9 protein-coding genes and 1 tRNA gene are annotated in these 9582 nt (G+C 39.2%); 4 read left to right on the top strand and 6 right to left on the bottom strand.

Going from position 1 to position 9582, the window contains the following annotated elements; translation table 11 throughout:
* Nucleotides 1-120: 120 nt before the first annotated feature.
* The 6 genes from P1X15_RS24690 to P1X15_RS24665 all read right to left on the bottom strand — a co-directional run bounded on the left by P1X15_RS24690 (nt 121) and on the right by P1X15_RS24665 (nt 3871).
* Nucleotides 121-402: a hypothetical protein gene (locus tag P1X15_RS24690; RefSeq protein ID WP_277340805.1), complete on the bottom strand. Its 282-nt coding sequence runs from the start codon at nt 400-402 to the stop codon at nt 121-123.
* Entirely contained in the window at nt 392-1282 is an 891-nt protein-coding gene (locus P1X15_RS24685) for a DUF4007 family protein (RefSeq protein ID WP_277340804.1), read from the bottom strand. Before P1X15_RS24685 ends, P1X15_RS24690 begins: the two co-directional genes overlap by 11 nt.
* A 373-nt stretch (nt 1283-1655) precedes the next feature.
* Nucleotides 1656-1729 (bottom strand) — tRNA-Asn (locus P1X15_RS24680).
* A 135-nt stretch (nt 1730-1864) separates the two neighbouring features.
* Nucleotides 1865-2140 (bottom strand): hypothetical protein, encoded by a 276-nt coding sequence (locus P1X15_RS24675; RefSeq protein WP_028667685.1) that lies wholly within the window; start codon nt 2138-2140, stop codon nt 1865-1867.
* 34 nt (nt 2141-2174) lie between these two features.
* Nucleotides 2175-2801: a 16S rRNA (guanine(527)-N(7))-methyltransferase RsmG gene (gene rsmG / locus P1X15_RS24670; protein WP_277340803.1), complete on the bottom strand. Its 627-nt coding sequence runs from the start codon at nt 2799-2801 to the stop codon at nt 2175-2177.
* A 71-nt stretch (nt 2802-2872) separates the two neighbouring features.
* Nucleotides 2873-3871 (bottom strand): glycosyltransferase, encoded by a 999-nt coding sequence (locus P1X15_RS24665; RefSeq protein ID WP_310586045.1) that lies wholly within the window; start codon nt 3869-3871, stop codon nt 2873-2875.
* Between the two features lie 358 nt (nt 3872-4229).
* On the opposite strand from P1X15_RS24665, the gene tgt reads away from it, so the two are divergent.
* From tgt to glf, 4 genes are all read left to right on the top strand, one after another.
* Nucleotides 4230-5363 carry a tRNA guanosine(34) transglycosylase Tgt gene (tgt, locus tag P1X15_RS24660; RefSeq protein WP_277340802.1) on the top strand — a complete coding sequence of 378 codons (1134 nt, stop codon included), beginning with the start codon at nt 4230-4232 and terminating at the stop codon, nt 5361-5363.
* 177 nt (nt 5364-5540) lie between these two features.
* Entirely contained in the window at nt 5541-7052 is a 1512-nt protein-coding gene (locus P1X15_RS24655) for an OmpA family protein (protein WP_277340801.1), read from the top strand.
* 109 nt (nt 7053-7161) lie between these two features.
* On the top strand, nt 7162-8451 hold the full coding sequence (locus tag P1X15_RS24650; protein ID WP_277340800.1) for a nucleotide sugar dehydrogenase: 1290 nt from the start codon (nt 7162-7164) through the stop codon (nt 8449-8451).
* Between the two features lie 30 nt (nt 8452-8481).
* Nucleotides 8482-9582, top strand: a complete 1101-nt coding sequence (gene glf / locus P1X15_RS24645; RefSeq protein WP_277340799.1) for a UDP-galactopyranose mutase — start codon at nt 8482-8484, stop codon at nt 9580-9582.

Genomic DNA, 9582 nt, shown 5'->3' with positions numbered 1-9582 from the left:
GTGCCTACTTAATGATAGCGAGTTGCACAGTCCAATTAATCATGTATGATAATTTCACTAATCAAAGAGAGTTGGGCAGTTTAGAGAATTTTAAAGTCACTTTTCAATAATGCCCATCCCTCAATTAATTACTTCAGCTTTGGCATGAGTCACTAAATTTATATTGAAATAGCGTTCACTTCCCTTTTCTGCAACCGATCGGAGACTTCGTTCCAAAGCCCATAATAATGATGATTTACCTGTACCATATGCTCCTACAATATTGAACGACCTATTTCCTTTCTTAAAATCATCAGCAATCTGATTAACAACTCTAACCGCGTTGGGAGTTGGATAGTATACTAAATTACGATTAACATCGCGAAGAATATTGATAGAGGGGCTGTAACTATTAGCTTTCATAATAATTAGCTAAAATGGTCATGGGATCAGGTATAGATTTAAATGATAACTCACGAATACCTGCCTGATCACTAAACACTGCGTTATTTATCGTATTAGAGACAATGCGCTCCAACTTCGCATATAAACCGGAAGCATTCAGTGCAAAAACACTACCAACTTGATCGGGCTCAGTCAGTAAAGTATTGAAGTTAATTGAAAAATCAAATTGCCGGTTTGCTAAGATGCCATAGAGTAATATTGCATCCGGAAGGGTAGATTTATCAGTATTATCAATTACAAAGAAATCTTCTTCCTTCCTTCGACGAAATGATCGAATCAAATTCAGATCTGTCAATAGACCGGTCAAACTTTCATCACGATCCTTTACTTGTATGTCTGAATGAAGATACATTCGAACAAATACATCAAAATCTGTTTTTACAGAGTTTTCACTTAAAACAGTTCTACTCGTCTCTGCTTGCCTTTTGGCGTAATTGATGAAGTGGGATCTTGTAAACTCAATCTTATCTCGTCGAAGGCTGTTAAAAATAAGACCGTAAATTGATGCTCGATTAGTGATTACCAGTTGATAATGCAATAGCCATAGAGTAGCGATATCTTCAAGATATGGATCCCAGCCATCAATATCATTGAACAATTTATGAGCTAGATCACTTGGATCGTCACTGTCTGACTTTGTCAAACCAAACGCTCGCATCCAATAACGAATTGCGTTTACCATGTTTTTCCCAACTCCTAATTTGACAACAGCATTTTCATTACTGAAGGAATTACCAGCTTTTAGAAAATCGTATCCTTTTTTCAACCATAAACTACGGCACTGAAAAGATTCATGGCCGGAAAAAGACAGTTTTTTAGGTTCAGTAATAACTATCACGGATATAAATAAAATAATTATTCTAAATTACAAAATTTTTGAGCCTAACTAATAGGCGAAATGATTTTTATTTAGTAGTTCTTTTAAAAACATTCATATTCAATAGATTAACCTGCTTATTATATCTTTATTATACTACATAAGTTTTAAGGCAGCCAAAGGTTTCTCCAATTCAGATTCATATCGACTATGTTCTGATTTTTGTTTAGCCGTATCCTTATCAAGTGTGAGATTGAAAATAGTTTTCCTATTCAATAGATTAAGCCCCTCAAACTTTGGCTCTGATTTTTTCATTTGGTAATAATCTTGTGCAAATCTTGTGCAAATAAAAAAGCACTTACAAGTTTTATCTCATAAGTGCTTGATTTTCAGGCTCCCGAAGCTGGGCTCGAACCAGCGACCCTCTGATTAACAGTCAGATGCTCTAACCGACTGAGCTATTCGGGATTTTGAGGCCACCGCTATCGTTTCCGATTTTGGTGGTGCAAAAGTATCAGTTAAATTAATTACAAGCAAGACTTTTTTTAAAAAAAATCATTTTTCTTAGCCTTACTTTCATTAACTTACTCAAAATGAGCGAAATTATACACGTTGTAAAATCAATTCTTTGATACGCTGTGCATCTCCCTTGGAAAAGTTTTCAATGACAATCTCAGGACGAGCACGAGGAATTACCCGAATCGTGGCGAAAAACATACCACTGTCAATCTCTACCCCTGAAATATCACTGTAAAATACAAACTGCTCTGTGCCTCCAATCAACTTCTTTAGCTTGAAGCTCACTCCTTTTTCCGTCAAATGAACCTCATTGGGACGTACAGGATCTTTTATGCTACTTGATTTGAATATTTCGTTCATTGCGATGTATGATTAAATTTGTGTGTTGATATATCTAATTACTCAAAGGCACGTGTACTATCTTTTTTGTTTCAAAAAACTCTTCTTCAAAAAACTCATAAAGGTCAAAAATCCGATACTTACGCTTCAACTCGGCCATTTCTTCTTCCAAATCCCCCCCTTTCAACGCCAAAATACCATTCCTTAATGTGTGTACATGATTTGGACTTATTTTATTGCGTACCCAACCTGACAAAGGAGTGATTCGGGCTACTGCTCTAGTGACTACAAAATCATAGGTACCATCAGCTTGCTCGGCACGGCAATGCTGAGCTCTTACATTGGCCAGTCCTAAGGCTTTGGAAACCTCCTCCACTACTTTGATTTTTTTTCCAATGCTGTCGACCAAATGAAATTCGGCTTCAGGAAACATTATAGCTAAAGGAATACCTGGAAATCCTCCTCCGGTACCTACATCTAAAATACTCGCAAATTCCCTAAACTTTACCACTTTGGCAATACTTAATGAATGCAACACATGTCGCTCGTAAAGATTTTCAACATCTTGACGTGAAATGACGTTGATTTGTGCATTCCAGTAAGCATACAGTTCTCCCAATTGTCCAAACTGTGCTTTCTGAGTAGGAGCAAGTTGGGGAAAATATTTTTCTATGATTTCCATTCTATTAATTGACGTGCTTTTCTTTTGCACAAGTTACTCTTTATGTATGAAATATTAAAAAATCAGGCCACCTAGCGCCAGCGTACTTTTTTGCGGCGATTGCTCCACATCACTACCCCCATTATGATATAATACACAAACAATACCCAATCAAGAAAAGGAATACTAAACCATCCCACGGTTTTGTATAATCTTCGGGAAGCCAAGCCTAGTACAATCCATAAACTAAGCAAACGTATCAAAAATACGCCTCCTGCTATAATCAAATATCCCAATGAGGCAGGATACCATACAATCCCTAACGAAAAAATAACTAATCCCACTATCCACGTAAGCACTTGAGACGCCGATAAGCATGCCAGCCTAATTTTATGATGAATTTTATAATGCTTACTCACCGACAAGTGTCTCTTCTTCTGACGATACCACTCTTTCCACGTTTTCTTTGGGATTGAAACCATAAAAGTATCTGGATTGAGACAGACAGCCGTGTTGGTTTTGTTAGCAATTTCGTTCATTAACAAATCATCGTCGCCTCCTGTTACTTTCAAATGGCTATAAAATCCTTTATTGTTCAAAAAAGTTTTTTTACGATACAACAAGTTCCTTCCTACTCCCATATAGGGTCTTCCTGCCAAAGCAAAAGATAGGTATTGCACTGCTGTATAGAAAGTTTCGAACCTAATCAATAGGTTCAAAAAACCGCCATGTTTTTCATAGGGCGAAAAACCCAGCACAATTTCTTTATCTTCTGCTAGGCACTCTACCATTCCTTTGAGCCACTGATCTGTGGTAGGTCGGCAATCGGCATCGGTGAGTAAAACGATGTCGTGCTTAGCATTTCTTATGCCAGTTGTGAGCGCATATTTTTTGGGAGTCACATGCTCATACTCTTTGTCGATGTGCATAAAGTGTACGTGCTTAAAAGCTACCGCAGAGGTTTCGGCCCATTCTTCGGTATCATCCCAAGAGCGATCATTAATCACAATCACCTCATATTCTGGATAATCTTGTTCATCAAGCATGGGCAGCAACTCCTTGAGGTTGTCGGCTTCATTGTGAGCACACACAATAACACTTACTCCGGTCCATTTTTCTGGGGGAGTTATGAACGGCTTCCATAATATCCTTGTAAAAACGAAGAGAATAAAATATAACTGTATGATTACAGCAGCTATAAAAAGCGCTAGTAAAACATTTAAAACAGGAGAAGAGAACCAATCGATAGAGTAAAATATATCCATGCAGCATCAAAAAGTCCGCAAATATAGCAGGTGATTTTGTGATAGTAGATGCTCAAAACTAGATAAACTCATGAAGCTCACTATTTTTGTAAATATTTTTTGATTTCAACAGCGAAAGCAAATACTATTTTTTGATTTTAATTCGTTTACGGCTTCATAGCCACATCCAATCTACTGTATCTTAATGATATTTGAAATCACCCATAAAGACGCCCTCAGTAAAGCCCGAGCAGGTACTCTCCAAACCGACCACGGTACCATTCAAACCCCTATTTTTATGCCAGTAGGCACTGCTGGTACCGTAAAGGCAGTTCATCAGCGAGAGCTCAAAGAAGACATAAAAGCTCAAATTATTCTAGGAAATACGTACCACCTTTACCTAAGGCCTGGTTTGGATGTTTTGGAAAAAGCGGGTGGATTGCATAAATTTAACGGTTGGGACAAACCTCTTTTGACCGATAGTGGTGGCTATCAGGTTTACTCTTTGGCTGGTACAGGACGCAAAATCACCGAAGAAGGAGTCAAGTTTAAATCCCACATCGATGGGTCCACTCACTTTTTCACCCCTGAAAATATCATGGATATCCAGCGCAAAATTGGAGCGGATATTATCATGGCTTTTGACGAATGTACCCCCTACCCATGTGACTTTTCGTACGCACGTCAGTCTATGGAATTAACACACCGATGGCTCAAGCGTTGTTGTGAACGTTTTGATAATACCTTGCCTCATTATGGTTATCAACAAACTTTGTTTCCGATTGTACAAGGCAGCACATACAAAGACCTTAGGAAACAATCGGCTGAGACCATCGCAAGTATGGGTAGAGAAGGCAACGCTATAGGTGGACTATCGGTAGGGGAACCCGCTGAAGATATGTACGAGATGACAGAATTGGTATGTGATATTTTGCCGGTAGATAAGCCCCGCTACCTCATGGGAGTAGGAACTCCCGAAAACATACTTGAAAGCATTGCATTGGGAATCGACATGTTTGATTGTGTACTCCCTACTCGCAATGCCCGTCATGGAATACTTTATACAACCGAAGGTGTAATTAATATTCGGAATGAAAAGTGGAAAGCTGACTTGAGTCCTATTGATGAAAGTTTAGGAGGGTACGTGAGTAGTTTTTATTCAAAAGCTTACTTACGGCATCTCCTCAAGGCTGAGGAAATACTTGGAGCACAGATAGCCAGTATCCACAATTTAACGTTTTATCTATGGCTAATAGGGCAAGCTCGTGAGCAAATCTTGGCAGGCTCTTTCAATTCGTGGAAAAACGCGATTTTGAAAAAAATTACCCAGCGGCTTTGAAAGTTGAGGGAAAAGATTTTTCTTTAGTGAGGAAAAGATTTTTGAAATAAAAATTGAATCTCTACTTTTGTTGGCGAATATGGTCCGGAACGACTATTTTTGCGAAGAAGTAGATAGAATTTATAGTTATAGAGTGAAATGTATCCCCCTTATTCAAAATCACCAAAAAGGTTTATTATGAAAAAAGTATCTCTGCTTGTCACACTTTTACTGTTGGGAACATGTGCGCTTGAATCACAAGCACAGTACAACCCTAAGGCTCCCTATGAAGGTCCTTACAAGCTGAACACTTGGTCTTTGAGCGCCTATGTGGGTGCAAGCCAGTTTTATGGGGACTTGCGGCAGTATGATTTTTGGCCCGTAGGTACTAACAACTTCGACAGCCGTTCAGAACGCGGAACCATGCATGTTGGTTTATCGCTAGGAAAACAACTCACCTACCTTTTTGGAGCACGATTGGATGTGGGAGGTGGTAATCTCAAAGGTATGAAGCGCCGACTCTACCAATCATACTTTAATGCGAACTATTTCCAAGCAGATGTAGCAGCAACTGTCAACATAAAAGGGTTGCTTTTTGGGCCTACCAAAATGAAACGTTGGAAAATGGATGTGTATGGAGGTGCTGGACAAATCTGGTTTAGATCAACGGCTTACTCTTTGGGGTCGGGCCGTATTCAACGTCGTTCAGACGACTCTCCTAGCTTACGTAACAATACCGCAGAGCTAAACAAAAAAGCTTCTGCTTATACCCAAGAGTGGGTGATTCCGGTAGGATTTAATGTGTCTTACGAACTTACCAAAAACTTAGACTTAGGCTTAGACTTCCGCCTCAACAACGTCAATACTGAAAAATTGGACGCTACTGTAGGTGGAGACCCCTCAGCTATTTATGACGGTAATGAAGGAGGGCGCCTTTACGAAGGAGGAACTCCTAATAGTTTTCTAGGTACTCCAAAAGGAAACTCAGCTCTTGACAAATACGGATTTTTGGCTGTTAGTTTGACTTATAAATTGGGTAAAAACCCTCTTAAAGTTCAAAAGAAAAATGGCAAATGGGCGTATGATTTCAATGCTCTTGATGCTGGTAAAGGATTTTATCATTTAAGATATACAGATCCTAAATTGTTAGTAAAACCACCAAAAATCCTTTCTTTGGCCGAAATCGACTCTATCGCTAAAGCCAATAAGCCCAAAGAAATCGACCCACGCTTGTTGATAGATAGTGATAATGATGGTGTGTCTGATTATTTTGATAAAGAACCAAACACTCCAGCAGGTAGTATCGTAAGTGGCGCTGGTCAGAGAATAGACTTCGATAAGTACGTAAAAGATGCACTTCCTGGCATGGCTTGTACCGAAATCTTTGCAAACGTACTATTTGATACCGACAAAGCTATCATCAAGCCTGAGTTCTACGACTTGTTGAACAAAGTAGTAGAATTGATGAATAAAACTCAGTGCCGTCTGCAAATGGCTGGCCACGCTGACCGTCGTGCCTCTGACCGCTACAACGTAGCCCTCTCTGAGCGTCGTGTCAATGCTGTGAAGCAATACCTAAGCCAAGCAGGTTTGAAAGATCCAAACCGTATTGTAGTCGATGCCTATGGTTCATTTAAACCAATCGCTGACAACGGTACCGTGGAAGGTCTCAAGAAAAACCGCCGCGTAGAATTAAAATTGATGCCTTAATACTTAATGGCAAAATATAATGAAAAGACCTTGGCATGAGCGTCAAGGTCTTTTCATTTGGTACTCACCCTACTCATATGCTATCTTTACGGCCTGATTAAATAAAAAAATGTACCTAAAGCTCCTTAACAAAGAAAACAAAATAGCAGTCATCGGTTTAGGATATGTGGGATTGCCTATCGCATTGGAGTTTGCCAAATACTTTGACGTCATTGGGTTTGATATTAATCAACAGCGCATCGCTATGATGCAGCAAGGGCAGGATCCTTCTCATGAATTAGACTCGTCGGCTTTTACTAATAAGAATATTACTTTCACTTCAGATACAGAAGTTTTAAAACAAGCTCACTTTTTTGTAGTAGCTGTCCCTACTCCCGTAGACGATTACAAAGTTCCTGACCTCAAACCTCTCCTCAAAGCTTCACAAACTATCGGTAAAGTCCTTAAAAAAGGAGACTATGTCGTTTATGAATCTACCGTTTACCCTGGTTGCACAGAAGAAGATTGTCTTCCTGTTTTGGAAAAAGAATCAAACCTAAAAGCTGGAGTAGACTTTAAAATAGGTTATTCACCTGAGCGTATAAACCCGGGCGATAAAGAACATACTATTGATAAAATCCTGAAAATAGTTTCAGGAAATGACCCAGAAGCACTAGCTGAAATTTCAGCAGTATATGGCCAAATCATCACTGCAGGTATTTATAAAGCGCCCACTATCAAAGTCGCCGAAGCCGCAAAAGTGATCGAAAATACCCAACGAGACCTCAACATATCGCTTATGAATGAATTGGCGATTATTTTTGATAAAATGGGAATTGATACCAAAGACGTAATTGATGCAGCAAGTACCAAGTGGAATTTTATCAAGCTATACCCAGGGCTTGTAGGGGGACATTGTATAGGTGTAGATCCTTATTATCTTTTATACAAAGCAAAAAAAATTGGATACGACCCGCAGGTCATCCATAGTGGCCGTCGCATCAATGACAGTATGCCCGCCTTTATCGCCAAAAGACTTGTACAAATGCTTATTCATAAAGGAAAAAGCCCACAAAATGCCAAAGTACTAGTCATGGGGGTAACTTTCAAAGAAAATGTATCGGACATCCGCAACTCTAAAGTAGCTGATTTGGTAAAAGAATTGATGAGTTTTTCAATTAATGTCCATTTAGTAGATCCCTACGCTTCCCCCAATGAAGTCGCCCATGAGTATGGCCTTACCTTAATGGATAGCCCTTCTGACCAATACGACGCCGTGATTGTATCAGTGGGACATCAGCATTATAAAGAACTGACTATCGATTATTTCAAATCTATTATGAATGGTGCACCTATTCTCATGGATTTGAAAGGAATGTACCAAAATACTGACGACAAAATAACTTACTGGAGACTATAATATATTGATTTTAACTACTAAACAATAAACATGTACGATTATCTAATAGTAGGCGCAGGACTTTTTGGAAATGTTTGGGCGCATGAAGCTACCAAAAGAGGCAAAAAATGCTTGGTAATTGACCGTCGTAATCATATCGGTGGGAATACCTACTGCGAAAATGTAGAAGGAATCAACGTTCATTATTATGGAGCGCATATTTTCCACACCAACGACAAAGAAATCTGGGATTATGTCAACTCATTTGTAGAGTTTAATCGTTATACCAATTCGCCAGTGGCCAACTATTATGGCGAACTTTACAATTTGCCATTTAATATGAATACTTTCTACCAAATGTGGAAAGTACGTACACCAGAAGAAGCCCGCGCTAAAATTCAAGAACAAATTGAGGCGGCCAACATCAAAGACCCAAAAAACCTCGAAGAGCAAGCGATTTCTTTGGTAGGCACTGATATTTATGAAAAGCTTATCAAAAGCTATACCGAAAAACAATGGGGACGCAAATGTGTAGATTTACCTGCCTTCATCATCAAAAGACTACCCGTTCGTTTTACTTTTGATAACAATTACTTCAACGACCGCTATCAGGGAATTCCTATCGGAGGGTATAATAAACTCAATGAAGCTCTACTTGAAGGTAGTGAAGTACGGTTAGGAGTAGATTATTTCAAAAATCGCGCGCAACTAGATGCCTTAGCAAAGGAAATCGTTTACACCGGTCAATTGGATGAATATTTTGATTTCAAACTAGGATATCTCGAATATCGCAGCCTTCGCTTTGAACATCAAACCCTCAATACGCCTAATTATCAAGGCAATGCAGTAGTAAATTATACTGACGGCGAAACAGCCTATACGCGTATCATCGAACACAAACATTTTGAGTTTGGAACCCAAGAAAAAACAGTCATCACTCATGAGTATCCACAGGAATGGACTCCTGGTCAAGAACCTTATTATCCCGTAAATGACGACAAAAATGATCGCCTCTTGCGTGAATATCGCAAACTAGCCGAAGCTGAAACCAAGGTGATTTTTGGGGGGAGATTGGCCGAATATCGCTATTATGATATGCACCAAGTGATTGGTTCTGCCCTTGTAAAAGTTCGCAAACATTTTGGAGAATAA

Source organism: Runella sp. MFBS21, assembly GCF_029433105.1.
Lineage (GTDB): Bacteria > Bacteroidota > Bacteroidia > Cytophagales > Spirosomataceae > Runella.
Note: the sequence above shows the minus strand (reverse complement) of the source record. Positions and strands in the feature narration are given on the sequence as shown.

Bases quoted from the DNA above. Each gene is read 5' to 3' on its own strand.
- glf (WP_277340799.1), top strand. From the start codon at position 8,482: ATGTACGATTATCTAATAGTAGGCGCAGGACTTTTTGGAAATGTTTGG.
- P1X15_RS24650 (WP_277340800.1), top strand. From the start codon at position 7,162: ATGTACCTAAAGCTCCTTAACAAAGAAAACAAAATAGCAGTCATCGGT.
- P1X15_RS24690 (WP_277340805.1), bottom strand. From the start codon at position 402: ATGAAAGCTAATAGTTACAGCCCCTCTATCAATATTCTTCGCGATGTT.
- P1X15_RS24675 (WP_028667685.1), bottom strand. From the start codon at position 2,140: ATGAACGAAATATTCAAATCAAGTAGCATAAAAGATCCTGTACGTCCC.
- rsmG (WP_277340803.1), bottom strand. From the start codon at position 2,801: ATGGAAATCATAGAAAAATATTTTCCCCAACTTGCTCCTACTCAGAAA.
- tgt (WP_277340802.1), top strand. From the start codon at position 4,230: ATGATATTTGAAATCACCCATAAAGACGCCCTCAGTAAAGCCCGAGCA.
- P1X15_RS24655 (WP_277340801.1), top strand. From the start codon at position 5,541: ATGAAAAAAGTATCTCTGCTTGTCACACTTTTACTGTTGGGAACATGT.